Genomic DNA, 21,018 nt, shown 5'->3' with positions numbered 1-21,018 from the left:
GCTTTACCGAAGTATTTGGAGGAAAGCACGAGGAAATGGACAAAACTTATGCAGAATCTGTAGGTATAGTTTTACAGGAATTTCGGACAGAGTTTCTTTTAGTAAATGGAGTAAAAAACCTGATCAAATCTATATCGAATTAGCGTGGGGAGGATTGAGAGATGCCTCAATTACGCAAAAATATTCCCCTATGTAGTGTTGAACGATTAAGAATTAACAATGGACTGGCTTCTGAGTAAAGCGGTCGTACAGTTGGTTTCATTGGTACTCCACAGCAACAAACCCCGATAGGCTAACTTTATGTCGTGTTTTTAAGGCCTGTTTTTTAATAATTTTCTTATAAATATATTAAAGTAAGAATAAAATTTTATATTTGAATTATTAAAAAATTAATATAATATGCATAAATGTATAAATTATTCAATCTGTTTCTTATTTACTCTTTTTTTGTTTGCCTGTAATGAAGAATCAATAAACAATCAAGAAAATATAAGTACTGTCAACAATAATTTGAAGTTAAGCAAATTTTCAAATTCAAATATAGCAGAAAATATTACAGTAGATTTTGAAAATGTCAATGAATTTGAAAAAGATAATTTTAAAATTGTCGAAAATGCAGCTAGAGAAAAAAACGCAAATTTTCTTCAGTCTGATTTGTTGCAAAATCAATTAAAATATCAAGTGATTACAATTGAATATGCAAATAAACCTTATTCATATTTGTTAGAAATTTATGCACATAAAAAAAGTACTGTTTATCCAATGACTATTACCAAGTTGAAGGATTTTTCAGGAGCATTAAATGTGTATTCCTTTGATGGGGAAAATTTAGGTTCAATTGGAGTGTCTAAAGGCATAGCGAAAAATATTTCAGAAAAAGAGGATTTAAATATTTTGACAACAGCAATAAATTTGTTTTCCGATAATTCGAATTTAACTAACCGAATTCCGCCTTGCAATACACCATATTATCTCCCTATGCAATTTACTGTAGATTATTATAATCAAACCTCATTTGATGGCACGGTTATTTCATATGATTATATGTATTCTACAACTACTACGGTACAGGTATTGATGACATATCCTTGTGATGCATTGCCAAGTGAAGTAGGACACGCATATACATCGGCAATTATTAATGACCATGGAGCTGGTGGAGCTGGAACTTCGGAGTTTGAAAATTTGAGAATTTATAATAATCTAACTGGTAAAGCAAGATGCTTAAATACCTTATTAAATAATAGCGGGAATTCTTTTGTAAAAAAAATGTTAGAAAAATTTGAAGGGTCTTCTGAATTTAGTATAAAAATATCCTCTGTAGACAAAGTCTATTCTGATGCAGCAAAAACTATAGAAATTAACGGAACTACGAAATATGATGATTCTGATAATACAAAAAATATGGATATAGAGATTAGTTCGACTAGAATTGATGCGGTGGCAAGTTTAGAGGCAGCACGTATTATTTTGCACGAATATATTCACGCAGATATGTATAGAAAATTGTATACTAAAGATAAAACGGCGATTGATGTTCAAGACTTTAAGAAAGTATTTGACTTGTATGAGAAGAACTATCACAGTTCAATGGCTGTTTTGTATGTCAATAGTATGCGAGATGCTTTAAAAGAATTTCATAAAAATGTGCTTACAGATGATTATAATAAATATGTTGCTAATTACGGTACTGCACCAAGTGATGATTTTTATGAAGCGATGGCGTGGGGAGGTTTAAGAAATGGAAACGTTAAAGCGTGGACGGATTTGCCAGCCGATAAAAAAGCTTCTATTGAATCATTAGCAAGTGGTGTTACTCAATTAACTAAAACATATACTTGTCCCAATTAATTATTAAATATTTTAATTATGAAAAAATACTTGTTACTAATGTCTTCCTTCTTTTGCTTTGGTTTAACGATAGCTCAGGAAAAAGAAAAAGACACATTATTTTTAAAATTGGATAACTCGTTAATTTTTGAATCTCAGTCTATTCCTTTGAAGTTTTCACTTAAAGATGCAAATACCGATGAGGACTTGTATTTTCAAGGAACTGAAATTTTAAATAATCTAAAACCTGGAAAGTTGATCTGTTTTAATGAGTTTATACATCAACCACAATTTTATGATAAGACCAAAACGCAAAAGTTAAAAAATTATGAATTAGTTATTTTTTTTAGAAGCACAGTTGTTTATTTGGTTAGAAAAAAAGATAAAAAAACTGAATACATTAAAGTAAAACCAATATTAGTAAGCTACGATTAAAACAGTTAAAAAATGCAATTATAGAATTTTGATAAACAGACAAGATTGCTTCTTCTTAATTGAAGAAAAAATTACACCTTTTAAAAATGGAAATCTTTATCTAAAAGACAAAGCAATTCCTATTGACATTGTTTATAGTATTGGTGGAATTCATATAATAAAAAAAAAGAGTTAGAATAACATAGTGTAGAAATTACTATGCCCAACAACTACTACATTGTATTTGGACAATTGGCTTTTTCGAAGTATAGGAAGAAAAATTGTTTTTGTATTTGGTGTAGTGCAGTTTTAAAAAACTGTTCCTTGCCCATAATAACTTTAAAACCAAAAATTATTAAGATGCATTTATACCTAATGATAACTTTATTATTTGCAATTAATGCACAAGGACAAGAAAAAGCTAATGATACGCTTTTTTTTAAATTTGATAAATCTTATATTACAGAATCTGATTTAACGTTTTATTTGAAAGACACTAATCACAACGAAATATTTTATTTTCGCGGAACTCAACTTCTAAATGACTTGAAACCTAAAAAAATTCTTTGTTTAAAGGAAATGATAAGACAGCCTAAATTCTATAATAAATCGAAAGCACAAAAATTAAATACTTATGAACTCATAATTTATTTTAGTGACAAAATTACTTATTTGGTTAAGGAGAAAAATGGCAAAAAAGAATTTATTAACATAGAGCCAGTACTTGCAATTGCAGATTAATACAACAAACTATTATGTGTAATACAAAACAAAAAGGTTGCCTTTTGAGATAGTCTCTATTTTGTACTCCGCTCTTCAAAGTTTTTAAATATTATAACGCTGTGCGAATATCTCTGACTTCGCACCACAATCTAAATCAAATAAAAAGTAAAATTTAATATAAAAAAAGCTCCAGATTTCTCTGAAGCTTTGTCTTAGTAGCGGGAACAGGACTCGAACCTGTGACCTTCGGGTTATGAGCCCGACGAGCTGCCTACTGCTCTATCCCGCGATGTTTCGGGTGCAAAGATACGCCGATTTTCTAGAAATCCAACGAAAACTTTAAAAAATGTTTTATTTTCTGTATTGAGTTGATATGACTACCTTTGCAAAATAAATAGTACACAAATGTCACATAAAGCAGGTTTTGTAAACATCATCGGGAATCCAAACGTTGGAAAATCAACATTGATGAACGCCTTTGTTGGAGAAAGATTATCGATCATTACATCAAAAGCACAAACAACACGCCACCGTATTCTTGGAATCGTTAATGGCGAAGATTTTCAACTTATATTATCGGATACTCCCGGAATCATCAAACCCGCTTATGAAATGCAGGAATCGATGATGAACTTTGTAAAATCAGCTTTTGAAGATGCTGATATTCTAATTTACATGGTCGAAATAGGAGAGCAGGACTTAAAAGACGAAGCTTTCTTTAATAAAATCATTCACGCTAAAATTCCGGTTTTGCTATTGTTGAATAAAATAGACAATTCAAATCAGGAACAATTAGAGCAACAAGTAGCATTTTGGACTGCAAAGGTGCCAAATGCTGAAATTTTTCCAATCTCTGCTTTACAGAATTTTAATGTACCAGAAGTTTTTGGAAGAATTATCGAATTATTGCCAGAATCTCCAGCGTATTATCCTAAAGATCAATTAACAGATAAACCAGAGCGTTTTTTCGTAAACGAAACAATCCGCGAGAAAATCTTGTTGAATTACAGCAAAGAAATTCCATACGCAGTTGAAATCGTTACGGAAGAGTTTTTTGAAGACGAAAATATTATCAGAATCCGTTCGATCATTATGGTAGAACGCGAAACGCAAAAAGGAATTATCATTGGACATAAAGGTGCCGCTTTGAAAAAAGTAGGTACTGAAGCTCGTGCCGATTTAGAGAAATTCTTCGGAAAACAAATTCACATTGAACTAGTTGTAAAAGTGAATAAAAACTGGAGAAGCAACGCGAATATGTTAAAACGATTTGGGTATAATCAATAGAGTTTTGTTTGTTTCAAGTTTCAGGTTTCACGTTTGAAATACGAAATTGGAACGAAAAAGATCTTGATACCTTGAACCCCTAGCCCCGATGGGAGGGAAAATCCTTTTGTGCCGGGGTTCGGCATAAAAGATTGGAAGGAACAGCGGGAAACAGCTTCTAATAATAATAGGAAAAATAATAAAAAACTTAGGTACTTAGAAACTTAGTCCCGAGGCTTCGGGATAGTCACTTTTTTAACTACCTTTGCAAAAAATTAAAATAAAGCATTTTGGATTACAAGTGATTAGGTTTTTAAGGAACTAAAAATTTGAAATCTAAAATCTAATCCCGAGGCTTCGGGACTAAAATTCAAAAAAATGAATAACATTGTTGCGATAGTAGGAAGACCTAATGTAGGGAAATCAACCCTTTTTAATAGGCTGATACAAAGAAGAGAAGCTATTGTAGATTCGGTTTCTGGAGTTACCAGAGATAGAAACTACGGTAAAAGCGAGTGGAACGGAAAAGAGTTTTCTGTAATTGATACCGGCGGATACGTTCGCGGATCTGATGACGTATTTGAAGGTGAAATTCGCAAACAAGTTGAGCTTGCTATCGATGAAGCTGATGTTATTATTTTTGTAGTTGATGTAGAAGAAGGCATTACACCAATGGATGACGTTGTTGCCCGTTTGTTGCGTAAGGTTACTAAGCCAGTTTTATTGGCTGTAAATAAAGTAGATAATGCCATGCGTGAGAAAGATGCGCTGGAATTTTATAACCTTGGATTAGGAGATTATTTCACATTCGCCAGTATTTCAGGAAGTGGAACGGGAGACTTATTGGATGCTTTAATTGAATCTTTTCCAGTAAAACCAGAACCAGTTCAAGAAGAAGTTGTGTTGCCTCGTTTTGCAGTTGTAGGACGTCCTAATGCAGGAAAATCAAGTTTTATTAATGCCTTGATTGGTAAAGAACGTTTCATGGTAACGGATATTGCAGGAACAACTCGTGATGCAATCGATACAAAGTTTGACCGTTTTGGTTTTGAATTTAACTTAGTTGATACTGCGGGAATTCGTCGTAAAGCTAAAGTAAAGGAAGATTTAGAGTTTTACTCTGTAATGCGTTCTGTTCGTGCGATTGAGCATGCAGATATTTGTATTTTGGTTATCGATGCAACCCGCGGATTTGAAGGTCAGGATCAAAGTATTTTTTGGCTGGCAGAGAAAAACCGTAAAGGAGTTGTAATCTTGGTAAACAAATGGGATTTGATTGAAAAAGATACCATGTCAACTCGTGATTACGAAGAGAAAATCAAAAAAGAATTAATGCCTTTTACAGATGTGCCAATTCTGTTCGTTTCGGCTTTAACGAAACAACGTTTATTGAAGGCATTAGAAGCTACAGTTCAGGTTTTTGAAAACAGAAAACAACGAATTGCAACTTCAAAATTCAACGAATATATGTTGAAAGTGATTGAAGCATATCCGCCGCCAGCGACAAAAGGTAAATATGTAAAAATTAAATATTGTATGCAGTTGCCAACTTTAACACCTCAATTTGTGTTTTTTGCCAATATGCCACAATATGTTAAAGAACCATATAAGAGATACCTTGAGAATAAAATTAGAGAAAATTGGGACTTTTCCGGAGTACCAATCGATATTTATATTAGAGAGAAATAAAATTAAAATCCCCGCTGTGTCGGGGATTTTTTTTGCTATAGAAACAAAATCTAAATAAATGTTAAACGCACAGTTAAACCTTTGGACTTTTAGTTAGTCTTATTGATCTAACCATCCGTTTTATGACCAAAGTATTTTCTTATTTTCTGTTTTTCCTAGTTTGTTCTACTGCAAATGCTCAAAATGATATTACGATAAAAGGAACTATTGTCGATATTAATTCGCAATTGCCTTTAGAAATGGCTACCGTTTATTTTACAACTGTAAAAGACTCTACAGTTCTGGAATACGCGACAACAGATAAAAATGGTGTTTTTAGAATCAATACTAAAAAAATAGACAAACCTGTTTTCTTGAAGGTCAATTATATGGGCTATCAGACATTGGTTGAAGAACAAAAATCAATTTTAGAAAGCAAGGATTTTGGAAAATTATATTTGCTTGAAAATGTAAATGCTTTAGAAAATGTAATAATAAAAACTGAAGCTCCTCCAATTACCGTTAAAAAAGATACTTTAGAATTTAATGCCTCTGCGTATAAAGTGCGACCAGATGCCAATGTTGAAGCTTTATTAAAACAGCTTCCCGGCGTTGATGTCGATAATGATGGAAAAGTTACCGTTAACGGACGAGAAGTAACTCAGTTTTTAGTAAACGGGAAAACGTTTTTTGATAAAGATGGAGCTTTGCTTCTAAAGAATTTGCCTGCTGAAATCATCAAAAAAGTGCAGGTTTCTGATTATAAAACAAAGAAAGAAGAACTTGCCAAACAAGAATCGACTTCGGATAATTCGACTATCAACTTAACTATTGATGAAAAGAAAAATAAAGGTTTTTTTGGAAAAATGCTCGGCGGTTATGGTTCTGATGATCGATACGAAAGCAGTGTAATTCTGAATTTTTTCAAAAACCAGCAAAAAATAAGCGTACTTGCTTCATCCAATAATATCAATTCTACAGGTTTTTCAATGGATGATGTTTTTGATAATATGAGCGGAGGCCGAAACAGCAAATCCAACAATCAGAGTTCTGGCGGAGGAAAAGGAATTACGCAGTCTAATTTGGCCGGAATAAATTATTCTGATGATTGGACTAAAGATTTTGCCGTAATGAGCAGTTATAATTTTTCGAATACGATTAATAATAACGAAAGCAAATCAGATCAGATTAATTTTTTGCCAACTGGAAATATTTTGACTTCATCAGATGCTAAAACAAGAAATGAAAATACTGGAAATAAAGTAAATCTAGAATTAGAATATAAAATTAATCCGAGTACAACACTTGTGGTTACGCCAAAATTTAATCAAACAAAAACAAACAGCGATTCTAAATCGAATACTTTTTCAGAAGATGAAAGCGGGCAGGAGCTGAACGAGAGCACTTCACAATCAAAAAATGAAGGCAACAGTTTTAATTTTACAAACAGTATTAATTTTAATAAAGCTTTTGAAAAACAGTCTCGCAACTTAAGTTTGGTTTTCAGCAACAATAATACAAGAAGCGATTCGAATGCACTAAATCTTTCTGAAACTATTTTTTATCAGGACAACAAACCAAATGACGAGAGAAATCAGAACAGCAAAAATGATACAAGCGCTGATAGTTATTCACTAGATGTTGAATATACTGAACCAATTACAGATTCATTGCGCGTAAGATTTGGTTCTGATTTTGATTGGGCAAATACTGTAAACGATCAAAAAACTTTTGATTTTGATGCCGCTTCGCAATCTTATTCTGATCTGAATTTGTCGCTGACAAACTATATATCTTCGAGACAAAATTCTGTTAGCCCGAAAGTGGGTATTACGCTTCAAAAAAACAAATACACCTTTAACTTAAATACAAAAACGTCTATTGTCGATTACGATAATCACTCTTTGTATTTAGGAAATGCAACAGATTTGAATAAAAAGTATGCTTTGCCTTTCGCGAATGCGCAAATGAGATACAAGTTCAGCCGTTCTAAAAATTTGACCTTTAGATATGATTATTCTAATTCGCTTCCGACTTCAACTCAATTGTTGCCAGTTTTAAATTTAATGAACCCATTGAATACCGTAATTGGAAATCCAAATTTAGATCCGATCGAGAAAAATAGTGCAGGTATAGATTTTAAAAACTTTGATTTCCGTACGCGTTCTGGTTACAGCGTTTTTATTAAAGGAGATTATTATAACAACGATGTGGTTTCGACTTCAATTTATGATGAAAGCGGAAAAAGAACTACAACTTACGCCAACATTTCTGGAACTTATCTTGCCTCAATTGGAGGGAATTGGAACCAATCTATAAAAAAAGATGCTCATGTCTTGCGATATGGTTTAGGAATAAATGCAAGTTATTCTTTTGATAAAGGATTTACAAATGCTGTTTTGTACAATGCAAAAGCAACGGCAATTACACCAAAAGTATATTTAACTTATGAATACGGAGAATTATTGACTGTTTCTCCATCTTACAGCTTGTCTTATAATGAAACAAAATATGAGAATTACACACGCGATGCAACTTCAAATGTAGTACACAGAATCAATTTACAGACAACAAGTTATTGGCCGGCAAATTTAATTTTCGGAAATGATTTTGGATACACATATAACTCTAATATTTCGAGCGATTTCAAAAAAGATTTCTATTTATGGAATACTAGTTTGTCTTACGGATTTTTAGATAAAAAACTGTATGCAAAAATAAAAGTGTATGATGTCTTAAATCAAAACCTGAGCGCAACAAGAACTATTTCTGCAACCTCAATTCGAGATGAAGAAAATACAGTTTTAAAACGGTATGTTATGTTTTCCCTAGCTTATAAAATTGGAAATTTTGCTGCAGAAAAAGGTTTAAAAAGAAGACAGAGAGAAGAATAATTACTTGATTCCCGCGCAAAGTGTTTTCAGTTTAATTTTATAATCTGGATCTAGAGGCTCGTTGGTTTGTGCTAATCTTTGTGAACCAACATTAGCCGGACAAGCAATATCATTAGTTGCGTCGTAAATAATTTTTGTTCCATTTAAGGAAAGTATTAATTCTTTAGGAACATATACTTGTACTCGCGTTTTAGAATAACCTGAAGGGAAATAACGTACATAATAACCATCAGGATGCAAAGTCCATATACCGCTGGGAATGTCAGTTCTGGCAGGTGCAATACCGGCAAGAATAGCATATTTTTCCATTTCATCATAAGTATAATTTCCTGAGGAAACCATTTGTCGAATTTTGTTTTCGGCCTCAAAAATTGCTTTTAAATTATCCGGAAGCTTATCCATAGCTTTATCCATTAAGTTGCCAGGCAAAACACCTAATACACCACCTTCAAGCTTTGTAAGCTGTAATGGAGTCAATAATGCAATGGCGGTTAATTTAACGGTACCGTTATAATCTGCAAATTTAGTTCTTGCAATGATGGTCCAAAGTAAAACTTGAATATCATGCTGATTGATTTCAGGGTGTTTTTCGGCACTTTTTAAAATCGCGGTAACAATTTCTTCTTTTGGTCCCAGAACAGGAGCAAACATATAGCCATCTCCTTGAGAAGGAGCAAATGTTCCTGCATGCAGGCAGTAGCTTTTGTTTGTCATTTCATATAAACCTGCACAAAGGACAAAACCGCCATCTGGTGCTTTTGGCAATAAGTATAAAGGCTGTGCTTTGTCTGCTATTGAAAAATCAGGCATTTTTGAACCTTCTTGATTTACATCTTCAAAGGAAGTAGTTATAGCGGCAGGCTGTTTTAAAATTTTATCTACACCTAATTTTTTGCTTGCCAAAGAAGCTCCTGCTTCCAGTACTTTATCTGTTAAGCCTCCAAATTGTGCGTGCGAAGCTTGTACAAATGCAAATTGAAAAAGAATTATAAATAAGATGTTTTTTATTATTTTCATTACTAAGAGTTTATATTTAAGCCAAGCGAATTTAAGTATTAACTTTTTTGAAATTAGAATTAAATTGTAAAAAGTAAGGCAATAAAGATTAAAATATTTTCTTAACTTAAATGGCTTATTTTGTTGTTTTTCTGTTTATTTTATGATAAAGTGTAAGTCGAAAGATATCACGATCATAAAAATCAACACCACTTGTGCGCCTCTGAAAACTTTTTAGATAACCCAGTTCTAGACCAAGGTTTGAATTAAAATGATAACGCAATGCAAGATAAAATCGGTTTTGATCGAAAGTATTTCTTTTGTTGTCTTTTCCGAAATTGAATAATACTTCATCAGAAATAGTTCCTTTTAAACTTCGATTTTCTTTTTTCCAAAGATCAAAAGTCGACTGCAGTCTGTAACGAAATCTATAAGCAAAAGAAAAATTGTCAAGTAATTCAGTTTTACTCGCTTTTTGAAAAAGTCGTTCTTCTAACTGAAAACGATTATGAAATGTAATTTTAGAAATGTCATTTATTAAAGTGATATCTTGCTGTGCCCGATATTCTGGAATTGAAAAATCTGGATCAATATTCGGGTCTTGAGTATTAACATTGAAATAAGCAAAACCGCCACCTAAATCTATATTTTTATTTGCTCTAAATCTTCCTTGAACTCTAATTACAAATAAATTCTCGTGAATTGGATTTAAAAAACTGCGATTATCAAATTCAGAATGTATTGCAAATTTCTCTGTTATAGGTAAAATGTTATAGTACCGAATCCATGTTAAGGTTTGCTGATCAGTTTTCTTCGCATTTTGCGCTGATAAGAATGGACCAATAAAGGCAATCAAAAACAATAATTTGAAAAATTTCATCTAATTCATAAATCAAGTTGCGAATATAGATAAATCAGAAGGTTTTTGTAAAATATCCAATCGTTTTTAAATTTGTTTTAGATTTTATTTTGTGATTTCAGCAATAAAAAAACGAGGCAGAATTAATAACCTACCTCGTTCAGTATATTTAAAATTAAATAAATATTATAAAGAATATTTTAAAGTGATTCCGTAAGTTCTTTGATCACCAATGACACCTGCATATTGTCCTGCATTTCCGCCTGCTGGCAATAATTGCTCATAATAATCTTTATTTAAAAGGTTGCGTCCCCAGAAATGTACAGATAAACCATCTGCCGCACGGAAACCTAAACGGGCATTAAAAATAGCATAACCTGGAACAACTAAATATTTTGAAGCTGAAGGGCTAGATGAAAATTCAGATCGTGCATAAGAATCTACCGCAACGAAAATTCTTCCTCTATTTCCAAAGAATTTTGCTTCGTCGGAAAGCTCGCCACCTAAAGATCCTGCCCATCTTGATACACCAGGCAAATCGGTACCGGAAACATCTTTATAGGCTACCTGAACTCCATCAACAGTAGTTCCGGTTTCTTCTAAAGGAAGTGGTGCATTTGTAAATTTGACATATGTACCTTCGGTATAAGTTGCAGCGGCATTAATAGTCAAGTTTGGATTTACAACAAAGCTTGCATCTAATTCAGCACCTCTCACACGTACTTTATCTGCGTTTGCAAGATAACCACGATTTACACCCAATTCTGCAGCCTGAACGTTTGTTTGGAAATCTTTAATTTCGGTATTAAAGAACGCCAAGTTGAATATTGAATTTTTGAAAGGAGATGTTTTTACTCCAACTTCATAATGATTTACTTTTTCTGGTTTAATTACTGCAAGATCAGTCAAAGGGTCACCCGCCGCATTTGTCGGAAGCCCAGCTACGTTTACACCAACTGGTTTATAACTTTTTGCATAAGTTCCGTAAGCATTAATTTTATCAGATGCTTTATAAGTTACCGTTAAGTTTCCTGAAAAATCGGTATTGTCAGTACTTGAATTAAAGGCTTGGTCAGAGTACACCGATTTTTTTAAGGCAATTAATGCAGCATTTGTCGTTTGTAAACCTCCGTATGTTGTACGAGAATAACGAGCATCTTTTTTATCAAAATTATATCTTAAACCTGGTAAAATATGAAAACGTTCTGTTATAGCCCAGTCTAATTGACCAAACGTTGCAGCACTTGATGCTCTAATGTTTGCATCAGTTTTAATACCATATCCTTCAAAAAGTCCTGGAGTTTTCCATAATGCACTTGTTGAGCTTTGTGCAAATCTCCACTGTGCACTTCCAGATTCTTCAGTACCATCAGTTTGAGAAGTTTGATCGATAAAGAAAACACCAACAACTCCGCTAATTTTAGAGGTTAATTGTCCTGCATAACGAACTTCTTGCGTTATTTGAGTTTGTCTTGTAGGATTTTGTGATTTGGCTAAAACTTGTAATCCTGTAAAATCTCTATCATTTGATGGATCCCAGTTCCAAAAACGCCAAGCTGTTGTCGAAGTCAGCGTTCCTGTTCCAATTTTAGTATCAATATTAAGAGAGATGCCACCCATATCTTGATTTGAGCGCCATGGTGTATCATGATCAATTTTACGGTCAAAAGCATTAAGACTTGGCAATTGGTAATTCAAATCTTTTATAATAGCATCAAACTGGCGATAAGCGGCTCTTTTTGTAGGTGCCACACCTGCAACAACCTGAGCATATCCGTCAGGGCGCTGTGTGGTAATATCTGCTGCTAATATAACATTCGTATTTACGCTTGGAGTCCAAAGTAGTTGACCTCTAATTCCTTGATTATTTAAACTATTTGTTGCTCTGCCAGTAGCAACATTATCAATTAAACCATCACGCTGTGTGCCTGAGAATGATATGCGTCCGGCTACTTTTTTGCCTAATGCACCAGTAACCGAAGCTTTAGCTTGTAAAAAGGCATAATTTCCATAGCTTACTTCAAAATCAGCACGAGAAGTAAAACTTGGTTTGCGAGTTGTAATGTTAAACGCTCCTGAAGTAGTATTTTTTCCAAACAGTGATCCTTGCGGTCCGCGTAAAACTTCAATTTGCTCTACATCAATAAAGTCTAATGTTGTTGCCGCTGGACGTGCGTAATATACACCATCAACATAAAAGCCAACACCTGGGTCAATACCGTCATTGGTAAGTCCGAATGGAGAACCGAGACTACGAATGTTAATTCCAGTATTTCTAGGATTAGAAGAGTAAAGCTGTACAGAAGGAACAAGTTCTTTAATACGGTTAACGTTGAAAGCTCCTGTTTGCTCAGCCTGTTTGCCTGTTATAACAGAAATTGCAATTGGCACATCCTGAACTTTTTCAATTCTTCGTCTTGACGAAACAACCACTTCAACAAGTTCATTTTCTTCGCTTAATGTTACTTGTAGCGGAGCAGGGGGCAAGTCATTAATTTCTAACTGTGCAGTTTTATATCCCACGTATTGTACTAAAAGTGTTAAAGGAAGTTTTTCTCTTGTATCTATTGTAAATTTTCCGTTTGCATCTGTTGTGGTGTTTGAAGTAGTTCCTTTAACAACTACATTAACAGCTTCTAGGGGAATGTTTTCATTTGTTTTAACCACACCTTCAATTTTTTGTGCAAATGATAATGAGAAAGTTAAAACGGCTAATAAGGTAAATATGTTTTTGATTGAATTTTTCATTTTTATATTAAGTATATGTAATTAGTAGAATTTAAAAGAAATTTTTTTAAATCAGCACATACACATATAAGAAGAATTGCTCACAGTTGTTAAGAATTTGATTTGATTGTTTTGCAAAAGATTTGTTACACTTGATTGACTTAAATGTACTTTCATGAGTTAAAATTTTGTAAATGGTTTGTTAATTATTTTTTGCAAATATAAATATTAATTCTATCGATTTACTAGGAATTAGAAAATATTTTTTTATTTCGTCACCAGTGAGGCTATTGTAATACCTTCCATAGCTTTCAAAGTTTTATCTCTAATAAGCATTAAACCGTGACGCAGACTGCATTCTGATTCAGTTTTACAATCTGAGCAAGGCTCGTAAAAGTTTAAAGAAGCGCATGGCAAAAGTGCAATTGCACCATCAAATAAACGGTGAATTTCTGCCAAAGTAATATCATTTTTTGATTTTATCAGATAATAACCGCCAAATTTTCCTTGCTTGCTGCTCACAAAACGGCCACGTTTTAGATCTAATAAAATTTGCTCTAAAAACTTTTTTGGTATGTTGGCTCCATCAGCAATTTCTATAGTTCTAGAAATGTGATTTTCGTCTTGTTCTGCTAAATAAAGTAAGGCCTTAAGGGCGTATTTTGCTTTATGTGATAACATCTATATTGAATTATTATTTGTAATTATGAATTATAAATTTTTTAATCTGATCTGTAATGAGACTGTAAGCTGTAAACTGAGACTGAATGCAAAATTCTACCATCCTCCGCTAGAACCTCCTCCAGAGAATCCGCCTCCGCCAAATCCGCCACCGAAGCCACCGCCTCCGCCACCAAATCCACCTCCAGATGATCCTCCTCCGAAACCGCCAAATCCTCCTCCGCTGCTTCTGCCAAGACTGCTTAATAGAATTACATCCATCAGGCTTGGGCCTCCGCCATTATTGCCAGAATTTCCTCCACCGCCTTTTTTGTTTCGAGACAGTAAAATTAATACAATTACAACAATTACAATAAGCGGCAGTATAGGAAAACTTTTTCCTTTAGCTTGTTTTCTTTCGCCCTTAAATTTGCCTTTAAAAACATCAATTATAGCATCGGTTCCTTTGTCAAGTCCATTATAAAAACTTCCCGCTTTAAACTCAGGAATAATAATATTTCTAATAATGGTTCCGCCTATCCCTGCAGTTAAGCGGTCTTCAACGCCATAACCTGGGTTGATTGCGATTTTTTTCTCATTTTTAGCCAGTAATATTACAACACCATTGTCATCTTTTGCTGTTCCTCCAATTCCCCAGGTTTGTCCCCATTTTGTAGCTAACTGACTCACATCTTCTCCTTTCAAACTTTCAATAGTAATTACTACTATTTGTGTTGTAGTAGAATCAGAATAACGAATTAGTTTTTCTTCTAATTGGGCTTTTTCAGACGCACTTAAAATATTTGCGTAGTCATAGACCGAAGTCTGGAAACTTGGTTTCTCTGGAATTGTAAATTGTGCAAAAATACAATTGGTAGTAAAAAGGGCTATTAATAGAAAGGATAATTGAAAAATTCCTTTAAGAATTGATGTTTTGTTTTTGGAAACTTTCATTATTTATCCTTTTGAGATTTCGTTAGATAATTCATTTGTATCGTCTTCAGACCAAGGGAAATATTTTTTCAATTGTTCACCGGCATTCAAAATGCCATCAACAATTCCTTGTTTAAAATTTCCTAATTTAAATTGTTCCACCATTTTATCTTTGGTACAATCCCAAAAATCAGAAGCCACAACATCATTAATACCTTTGTCACCGCAGATAGCAAAAGTTTTATCTTCGACAGCAAAGTAAAATAAAACGCCATTTTGTTGTTGGGTTTCATTCATTTTTAATTCATAAAAAACTTCTAAAGCCCTGTCAAAAGGAACTTTAGAAGTTGTTTTTTCTATATGTACTCTAATTTCACCAGAAGTATTTTTTTCAGCCACGCGAATAGCTTCAACAATTGTTAGTTCTTCTTCCTTGGTTAAAAAATCTTCTACTTGTGACATTTGAATTATTTTAGAGTTTAGTCCCTATCCCGAAACCTCGGGACGGGATTGATATTAGATTTTAGACGATACTTAGATTCTGAGAAGTCTACTCATCTAAAAAACTAATTTAGAATTTTACTTCAACTGGTTTATCTGCACCTGTAGAAGCTTCAAAGTATGGTTTTTCTTTGTATTCTCCTAAGAACCATTTGTTTGGAATAGAAAGTACATAACCATTATATTCTTGAACAGACTCATTAAAACGAGTTCTTGCAGTTAAAATCTGATTTTCAGTGCTTGCTAATTCGTCTTGCAATTTCAAGAAATTTTCATTTGCTTTTAACGTTGGATATTGCTCCACAGAAACCAATAAACGAGATAATGATGAACTAACACCGCTTTGAGCTTGGTTAAATTCTTTTAATTGTTCTGGAGTAACATTGCTAGGATCGATTGTTACAGAAGTTGCTTTTGCACGAGCTTCAATAACAGCTGTTAAAGTTCCTTTTTCAAAATCAGCTGCCCCTTTTACTGTATTTACTAAATTTCCGATAAGATCATTACGTCTTTGGTAAGCGGTTTGTACATTACCCCATTCTTTGTTAACGGCTTGGCTGTATTTTAAACCGTTATTCTTAATTCCGATTGACCAAAAAGCGATAATAGCTATTAGTACTACAATAATTCCTACGGGGATTAACCATTTTTTCATATCTGATTTAATTTAAGTTTGTTTCTAATTTATAATATTACAATTCGTTCTTAATTTCGTTTAATTGTGTTTTTATGGTCTCTAATTTACGTATTATTTCGAATTTATCTAATGTTTTCTTTTGACCTTCCTTTAAATGTGTTTTAGCGCCTTCGAGCGTAAAACCTCTTTCTTTAACTAAGTGATAAATTAGCTGCAGGTTGGTAATATCTTCTGGCGTAAACATTCTGTTGCCCTTGGCATTCTTCTTAGGTTTCAGGATGTCAAATTCGCTGTCCCAAAACCGTATCAATGACGCATTGACATTAAAAGCTTTGGCTACTTCGCCAATGCTGTAATATCTTTTATCCTTTGAAAGCTCAATATGCATGTTTTTTTATTTTCTATTTTAATCCAAAAATAACACTTTTTAAAGTATTAATCTAATGACTGATTTTCTTGGTTTGCCATATGTGAAATTGCCACATATTCGGCAGCCGAAATATTTCCGTAATAAAAATTCAGCGGATTCACGACTTTTCCATCTTTATGCACTTCATAATGACAATGCGGGCCTTCTGATCTTCCTGTGCTTCCTACATATCCAATAACAGCACCGCGTTTGACATGTTGTCCTGGTCTGCAATTGTATCTGCTTAGATGCGCGTACAAACTCTCATATCCAAAACCATGCCTGATGACTACGTGGTTTCCAAATCCTGACGCAGAATTGTCAGCTCTTGCAATAACGCCATCACCGGTGGCATAAACGGGAGAACCTGTGTTGGCAGTAAAGTCCATTCCGTTATGCATTTTTCGCACTTTCGTGAAAGGGTCAATCCTGTATCCAAAACCAGAAGCTACTCTTTTTAAATTTTCATTTTGAACAGGCTGTATCGCCGGAATTGCCAATAACAAATTCCCTTTTACACCCGCCAACTTCAAAATTTCATCTAATGATCTGGACTGAATGGCAAGTTGTTTTGAAAGTTTATCAATTCGTTTTGTGGTATTTAAAACTAGTTGCGAATTGTTATAACCTTCAAGATCCTTATATCTTTTAGGGTCTCTAAATCCTGCTTTTCTGATAGAATCTGGAATCTCGGCTTTATTAAAATAAACTCTGTAAATGTTATTGTCTCTTTCTTCCAAGGCTTCAGTTACATCATCAATTTCATCCATTTTTTTGTTTAAAATTGCATATTGAAGTTTTAAATTTTCAATTTCTCGTGCTTGTAAACGATCTTTTGGCGTTTCGAAATAAGGCGTATTTATTAAAAGCACAAAAACTAAAAAACCAAATAGCGCTGAAGCGAGCAAAAACAGCAATGCATAACCAATTTTGATTCTTTTTCTGGTTTTTATTTTTGTATAAGCCAGATTTTCTGAGTCGTAATAATATTTTACTTTCGCCATATTTTAAAATACGCTATTTTTGCAGCTTGTAAAATAAGTTAGTCGAACAAAATTACTAAATGTTTCAGTTGTTCGAAGCTTTTTTTCCAAGAATAAAATAATTAGATAATTGCGTCAATTTGATAATTAGATAATGTAAGAATTAAAGAATTTATTGTTGCTAACTTAAAGTTTTTTAATTTAAAATCGTCAAATTATCACATTTTCAAATTAACACTTTTTCTAATTGTTTAGTTATCAAATTATCACATTTTCAAATTGACTCATTTTCTTAATTAAAATATGAAATCACAAGACGTACGTAAACAATTTTTAGACTTTTTTAAGAGCAACGGACACTTAATCGTTCCTTCGGCTCCTATCGTCCTTAAAGACGATCCAACCCTTATGTTCAATAACTCGGGAATGGCCCAGTTTAAAGAATATTTTTTAGGAAACGGAACTCCAAAAAGTAAAAGAATAGCCGATACGCAAAAATGTCTTCGTGTTTCAGGAAAACATAACGATCTTGAAGATGTAGGTTTTGATACGTATCACCATACCATGTTTGAGATGCTTGGAAACTGGTCTTTTGGGGACTATTTCAAAAAAGAAGCAATCAACTGGGCATGGCAGCTTTTGACAGAAGTGTATAAAATTCCAAAAGAAAATTTATATGTTTCTGTTTTTGAAGGAAGCAAAGAAGATAATGTTCCTTTTGATCAAGAAGCTTGGGATATTTGGAAAACATTAATTGACGAGGATAGAATTATCCTTGGAAATAAAAAAGATAATTTCTGGGAAATGGGAGATCAAGGACCATGCGGACCTTGTTCTGAAATTCACGTTGATTTACGTCCAGAATCTGAAAAAGCTTTGGTATCAGGAAAAAGTTTAGTTAATAATGATCACCCGCAAGTAGTTGAAATCTGGAATAATGTATTCATGGAATTCAACCGTAAAGCTGACGGATCTTTAGAAAAACTTCCTGCACAGCACGTTGATACCGGAATGGGATTTGAGCGTTTGTGTATGGCATTACAAGGTAAAACATCAAATTATGATACGGATGTTTTTACACCGCTTATCGAAAAAATAGAACAAATTACAGGTTTGAAATATACATCTGATGAGGTAAAAGATATCTCAGAAGAACAAAATAAAACCAACATTGCGATTCGTGTAGTTGTCGATCACGTACGTGCGGTTGCTTTTGCAATTGCAGACGGACAATTGCCATCTAATACAGGAGCTGGTTATGTAATCCGTAGAATTTTGCGTCGTGCTATTCGTTACGGATTTACATTTTTAGGTACTAAAGAGCCTTTTATCAATAAATTGGTAGAAGTTCTGGCAAACCAAATGGGAGAATTTTTCCCAGAAATCAAATCGCAGCAGCAATTGGTTACGAATGTAATTCGTGAAGAAGAAGCTTCTTTCTTAAGAACTTTGGATCAAGGATTACAATTGTTAGAAAATGTGGTAACAGAAACTACAGGAAAAGAAGTTTCTGGAGCTAAGGTTTTTGAATTGTATGATACGTTTGGTTTTCCAAAAGATTTGACAGCTCTTATTCTAAAAGAAAAAGGTTTCTCATATAAGGAAGAAGAATTTGAAGTTGAATTACAAAAACAAAAAACACGTTCTCGTGCGGCTTCTGAAGTTTCTACAGAAGACTGGAATGTTTTAATTCCTGGAAATGTAGAAACATTTGTGGGTTATGATAAAACAGAAAACGAAGTAAAGATCACAAGAATTCGTAAAGTTGATTCTAAAAAAGATGGTATTTTGTACCAAATCGTTTTAGACAATACGCCATTTTATCCAGAAGGAGGAGGGCAAGTTGGTGATAAAGGAACTTTAGTTTCTGCAAACGAAACAATTGAAATCATTGATACCAAAAAAGAAAATAATTTGATTTTGCATTTTGCAAAACAGCTTCCAGAAAATGTAGAAGCAGGTTTTGTGGCAAAAGTAAATACTGATTTAAGAACATCAACTTCAAAAAATCACTCGGCTACGCATTTAATGCATTTAGCTTTGAGAAATATTTTAGGAACACATGTAGAGCAAAAAGGATCGTTGGTAAATCCAAATTATCTGCGTTTTGACTTTTCTCATTTCAGCAAAGTTTCTGATGAAGAATTACGTCAGGTTGAAGCAAGTGTAAATGCACAAATTGAAGCACAATTGCAATTGGTAGAACACAGAAATATTCCGATTAAAGAAGCATTGGATAAAGGTGCAATGGCTTTATTTGGTGAGAAATACGGCGATAATGTTCGTATGATTGAGTTTGGTGAAAGTAAAGAACTTTGTGGTGGAATTCACGTGAAAAATACTGCTGAAATCTGGCATTTCAAAATCATTTCTGAAGGTGCTGTTGCAGCAGGAATTCGTCGTATTGAAGCAATTACAGGTGATGCAGTAAAAGACTTCTATCAGAATCAAGAAAATACATTATCTGAAATAAAAGAAACATTAAAAAATCCACAGGATATTTTAAAGTCAGTTGCTTCTTTACAAGATGATAATACGAAATTGAAAAAACAAGTTGAGCAGTTATTAAAAGAAAAAGTAGGAGCATTAAAAACTGAATTAGAGAAAGATTTCCAAGAAGTAAACGGAGTTAATTTCCTAGCTAAACAAGTTGATTTAAGCATGGCGTCGACAAAAGAGTTAGCTTCGGCATTAGGAAGTTCAAAACCAGATTCGTTTGTGTTTTTAGCTTCTGTTGAAGACGGTTTGCCGAACATTCATTGTTATATCGCTAAAGAATTAGTTGCAGCTAAAGGCTTAAATGCAAACGCAGTAATCAAAGAATTAGGAAAATATATTGAAGGAAACGGAGGAGGACAGCCTTTCTTCGCTTCTGGAAAAGGTAAAAATGCAAACGGAATTGCGGAGGCTTTGGCTAAGGCGGTTGAGTTTGTGAAATAAGTTTTTTTAATCGCGCAAAGACGCAGAGTCGCAAAGTTTCTTAAGCTTTGCGACTTTTTTTATTTTATAAAAGCTTATTTTTTATAAGTTTATACTTATATTTTTTTAAAGTATGACCGAAAATGAAATTTCAGCTATTGTAGTTGATACTTGTTATAAAATGCATGTGAAATTAGGACCAGGTTTGTTAGAATCGGTTTATGAAGCAATTCTATACTACGAATTAACTAAAAAAGGATTATTGGCAGAAAGACAAAAGGCCGTTCCTGTTATTTGGGATGAATTAAAACTGGATATTGGTTTTCGAACTGATTTAATAGTTGAAAATAAATTGATTTTAGAAATTAAATCAATTGAAAAAATAACAGAAGTTCATGCGAAACAAATTATGACCTATTTGAAAATCACCCAAATTAAATTAGGATTACTGATAAATTTTAATGTTCCTTTGATCAAATTTGGTATTACAAGGATTGTTAATAATCTTTAGATTAGGTTCAAATCTCAATCAAAAGAAAATAAGTCAAAACTTTGTGACTCTGCCCCTTTGCACGATTTTTTCTTTCTATAAAAAATTA

At 33.3% G+C, this 21,018-nt stretch carries 17 protein-coding genes and 1 tRNA gene; 8 read left to right on the top strand and 10 right to left on the bottom strand.

Features of this window, described 5'->3' with window-relative positions:
* Nucleotides 1–399: 399 nt before the first annotated feature.
* The 3 genes from IR010_RS17815 (at nucleotide 400) to IR010_RS17805 (ending at nucleotide 2,985) form a co-directional block, all read left to right on the top strand.
* Nucleotides 400–1,851 (top strand): hypothetical protein, encoded by a 1,452-nt coding sequence (locus IR010_RS17815; RefSeq protein WP_194605690.1) that lies wholly within the window; start codon nucleotides 400–402, stop codon nucleotides 1,849–1,851.
* A gap of 18 nt (nucleotides 1,852–1,869) precedes the next feature.
* Nucleotides 1,870–2,265 (top strand): hypothetical protein, encoded by a 396-nt coding sequence (locus tag IR010_RS17810; RefSeq protein WP_157495124.1) that lies wholly within the window; start codon nucleotides 1,870–1,872, stop codon nucleotides 2,263–2,265.
* A 339-nt stretch (nucleotides 2,266–2,604) separates the two neighbouring features.
* The gene (locus IR010_RS17805; RefSeq protein WP_194605688.1) at nucleotides 2,605–2,985 is read left to right on the top strand and encodes a hypothetical protein; all 381 of its coding nucleotides are present in this window, start codon (nucleotides 2,605–2,607) and stop codon (nucleotides 2,983–2,985) included.
* A gap of 198 nt (nucleotides 2,986–3,183) precedes the next feature.
* Here the strand turns inward: IR010_RS17805 and IR010_RS17800 are convergent.
* Nucleotides 3,184–3,256, bottom strand: a tRNA-Met gene (locus IR010_RS17800).
* 116 nt (nucleotides 3,257–3,372) lie between these two features.
* Here IR010_RS17800 and era point away from each other — a divergent pair.
* From era to IR010_RS17785, 3 genes are all read left to right on the top strand, one after another.
* Nucleotides 3,373–4,254 (top strand): GTPase Era, encoded by an 882-nt coding sequence (gene era / locus IR010_RS17795; protein ID WP_029273385.1) that lies wholly within the window; start codon nucleotides 3,373–3,375, stop codon nucleotides 4,252–4,254.
* Nucleotides 4,255–4,611: 357 nt separating this feature from the next.
* Nucleotides 4,612–5,922 (top strand): ribosome biogenesis GTPase Der, encoded by a 1,311-nt coding sequence (gene der, locus IR010_RS17790; protein ID WP_029273386.1) that lies wholly within the window; start codon nucleotides 4,612–4,614, stop codon nucleotides 5,920–5,922.
* Between the two features lie 122 nt (nucleotides 5,923–6,044).
* On the top strand, nucleotides 6,045–8,795 hold the full coding sequence (locus tag IR010_RS17785) for an outer membrane beta-barrel protein (protein WP_194605686.1): 2,751 nt from the start codon (nucleotides 6,045–6,047) through the stop codon (nucleotides 8,793–8,795).
* Here the strand turns inward: IR010_RS17785 and IR010_RS17780 are convergent, their stop codons facing one another.
* From IR010_RS17780 to IR010_RS17740, 9 genes are all read right to left on the bottom strand, one after another.
* On the bottom strand, nucleotides 8,796–9,812 hold the full coding sequence (locus IR010_RS17780; RefSeq protein WP_194570702.1) for a hypothetical protein: 1,017 nt from the start codon (nucleotides 9,810–9,812) through the stop codon (nucleotides 8,796–8,798).
* Nucleotides 9,813–9,927: 115 nt separating this feature from the next.
* The gene (locus IR010_RS17775; RefSeq protein WP_194570701.1) at nucleotides 9,928–10,671 is read right to left on the bottom strand and encodes a DUF2490 domain-containing protein; all 744 of its coding nucleotides are present in this window, start codon (nucleotides 10,669–10,671) and stop codon (nucleotides 9,928–9,930) included.
* 165 nt (nucleotides 10,672–10,836) lie between these two features.
* On the bottom strand, nucleotides 10,837–13,398 hold the full coding sequence (locus IR010_RS17770; RefSeq protein ID WP_194605684.1) for a TonB-dependent receptor: 2,562 nt from the start codon (nucleotides 13,396–13,398) through the stop codon (nucleotides 10,837–10,839).
* A gap of 246 nt (nucleotides 13,399–13,644) precedes the next feature.
* Nucleotides 13,645–14,058 carry an RrF2 family transcriptional regulator gene (locus IR010_RS17765; protein WP_029273391.1) on the bottom strand — a complete coding sequence of 138 codons (414 nt, stop codon included), beginning with the start codon at nucleotides 14,056–14,058 and terminating at the stop codon, nucleotides 13,645–13,647.
* Nucleotides 14,059–14,154: 96 nt separating this feature from the next.
* Nucleotides 14,155–14,991 carry a TPM domain-containing protein gene (locus IR010_RS17760; RefSeq protein WP_029273392.1) on the bottom strand — a complete coding sequence of 279 codons (837 nt, stop codon included), beginning with the start codon at nucleotides 14,989–14,991 and terminating at the stop codon, nucleotides 14,155–14,157.
* A gap of 3 nt (nucleotides 14,992–14,994) precedes the next feature.
* Nucleotides 14,995–15,432, bottom strand: coding sequence for a TPM domain-containing protein (locus IR010_RS17755; protein WP_029273393.1), 438 nt, complete (start codon nucleotides 15,430–15,432; stop codon nucleotides 14,995–14,997).
* A gap of 109 nt (nucleotides 15,433–15,541) precedes the next feature.
* A complete protein-coding gene (locus IR010_RS17750; protein ID WP_194605682.1) occupies nucleotides 15,542–16,126 on the bottom strand; it encodes a LemA family protein in 585 nt (194 codons plus the stop codon).
* Between the two features lie 37 nt (nucleotides 16,127–16,163).
* Nucleotides 16,164–16,496 carry a MerR family transcriptional regulator gene (locus tag IR010_RS17745; RefSeq protein WP_026985753.1) on the bottom strand — a complete coding sequence of 111 codons (333 nt, stop codon included), beginning with the start codon at nucleotides 16,494–16,496 and terminating at the stop codon, nucleotides 16,164–16,166.
* Nucleotides 16,497–16,543: 47 nt separating this feature from the next.
* Nucleotides 16,544–17,521: a peptidoglycan DD-metalloendopeptidase family protein gene (locus IR010_RS17740; RefSeq protein WP_029273395.1), complete on the bottom strand. Its 978-nt coding sequence runs from the start codon at nucleotides 17,519–17,521 to the stop codon at nucleotides 16,544–16,546.
* Between the two features lie 282 nt (nucleotides 17,522–17,803).
* On the opposite strand from IR010_RS17740, the gene alaS reads away from it, so the two are divergent.
* Together alaS and IR010_RS17730 are read left to right on the top strand one after the other, a co-directional pair.
* Nucleotides 17,804–20,440: an alanine--tRNA ligase gene (gene alaS / locus IR010_RS17735; protein ID WP_194605680.1), complete on the top strand. Its 2,637-nt coding sequence runs from the start codon at nucleotides 17,804–17,806 to the stop codon at nucleotides 20,438–20,440.
* Nucleotides 20,441–20,552: 112 nt separating this feature from the next.
* Nucleotides 20,553–20,930 (top strand): GxxExxY protein, encoded by a 378-nt coding sequence (locus tag IR010_RS17730; RefSeq protein ID WP_194605678.1) that lies wholly within the window; start codon nucleotides 20,553–20,555, stop codon nucleotides 20,928–20,930.
* The last annotated feature ends 88 nt before the right edge of the window (nucleotides 20,931–21,018 follow it).

Origin of the sequence: Flavobacterium sp. MR2016-29 (assembly GCF_015350695.1) — a bacterium.
Classification (GTDB): domain Bacteria; phylum Bacteroidota; class Bacteroidia; order Flavobacteriales; family Flavobacteriaceae; genus Flavobacterium.
Note: the sequence above shows the minus strand (reverse complement) of the source record. Positions and strands in the feature narration are given on the sequence as shown.

Bases quoted from the DNA above. Each gene is read 5' to 3' on its own strand.
- IR010_RS17810 (WP_157495124.1), top strand. From the start codon at position 1,870: ATGAAAAAATACTTGTTACTAATGTCTTCCTTCTTTTGCTTTGGTTTA.
- IR010_RS17775 (WP_194570701.1), bottom strand. From the start codon at position 10,671: ATGAAATTTTTCAAATTATTGTTTTTGATTGCCTTTATTGGTCCATTC.
- der (WP_029273386.1), top strand. From the start codon at position 4,612: ATGAATAACATTGTTGCGATAGTAGGAAGACCTAATGTAGGGAAATCA.
- era (WP_029273385.1), top strand. From the start codon at position 3,373: ATGTCACATAAAGCAGGTTTTGTAAACATCATCGGGAATCCAAACGTT.
- IR010_RS17785 (WP_194605686.1), top strand. From the start codon at position 6,045: ATGACCAAAGTATTTTCTTATTTTCTGTTTTTCCTAGTTTGTTCTACT.
- IR010_RS17760 (WP_029273392.1), bottom strand. From the start codon at position 14,991: ATGAAAGTTTCCAAAAACAAAACATCAATTCTTAAAGGAATTTTTCAA.
- IR010_RS17740 (WP_029273395.1), bottom strand. From the start codon at position 17,521: ATGGCGAAAGTAAAATATTATTACGACTCAGAAAATCTGGCTTATACA.
- IR010_RS17770 (WP_194605684.1), bottom strand. From the start codon at position 13,398: ATGAAAAATTCAATCAAAAACATATTTACCTTATTAGCCGTTTTAACT.
- IR010_RS17750 (WP_194605682.1), bottom strand. From the start codon at position 16,126: ATGAAAAAATGGTTAATCCCCGTAGGAATTATTGTAGTACTAATAGCT.
- alaS (WP_194605680.1), top strand. From the start codon at position 17,804: ATGAAATCACAAGACGTACGTAAACAATTTTTAGACTTTTTTAAGAGC.
- IR010_RS17815 (WP_194605690.1), top strand. From the start codon at position 400: ATGCATAAATGTATAAATTATTCAATCTGTTTCTTATTTACTCTTTTT.
- IR010_RS17780 (WP_194570702.1), bottom strand. From the start codon at position 9,812: ATGAAAATAATAAAAAACATCTTATTTATAATTCTTTTTCAATTTGCA.
- IR010_RS17755 (WP_029273393.1), bottom strand. From the start codon at position 15,432: ATGTCACAAGTAGAAGATTTTTTAACCAAGGAAGAAGAACTAACAATT.
- IR010_RS17745 (WP_026985753.1), bottom strand. From the start codon at position 16,496: ATGCATATTGAGCTTTCAAAGGATAAAAGATATTACAGCATTGGCGAA.
- IR010_RS17765 (WP_029273391.1), bottom strand. From the start codon at position 14,058: ATGTTATCACATAAAGCAAAATACGCCCTTAAGGCCTTACTTTATTTA.
- IR010_RS17730 (WP_194605678.1), top strand. From the start codon at position 20,553: ATGACCGAAAATGAAATTTCAGCTATTGTAGTTGATACTTGTTATAAA.
- IR010_RS17805 (WP_194605688.1), top strand. From the start codon at position 2,605: ATGCATTTATACCTAATGATAACTTTATTATTTGCAATTAATGCACAA.